The sequence below is a fragment of the Micromonospora sp. LOL_023 genome (genome assembly GCF_048060115.1).
In the GTDB taxonomy this organism is placed as follows: Bacteria; Actinomycetota; Actinomycetes; order Mycobacteriales; family Micromonosporaceae; genus Micromonospora_E.
Map to the genome: position 1 here is coordinate 1 of NZ_JBHMIM010000215.1, position 340 is coordinate 340.

Consider the following 340-nt stretch of genomic DNA (forward strand, 5'->3'; position numbering starts at 1 on the left):
TACGGCTACTGCGCCTCCCACTCCCGGTTCTTCTGGGGACTGCGCCTGTACCTGGTCTGCACCCCGACCGGGATGCCAATCCTGTGGGCCCTGGCGAACCCGAAGATCGGCGAGCGGGAGGTCCTCGCCGCGATGCTGGAGGTCGAGGCCGGTGTCGTCGCCGAACACGACGGCATCCTGCTGATCAGCGACAAGGGCTTCGCGTCCAGAACACTCGAGCGGGACCTCGCAGACCAGGGCATCACCCTGCTACGCCCGTCACGCAAGAAGGAGAAGGCCCGCTACGGCGAACCGATGCTCAAGAAGGTCCGGCAGTTGATCGAGTCGGTCAACGACACCC

General features: G+C 65.6%; 1 protein-coding gene. It reads left to right on the forward strand.

The genetic code is table 11. The features are described from left to right. Positions 1-340, forward strand: a 340-nt coding sequence (locus ACFHVL_RS31520) for a transposase (RefSeq protein WP_416632269.1), incomplete at both ends; no start/stop codon positions are given.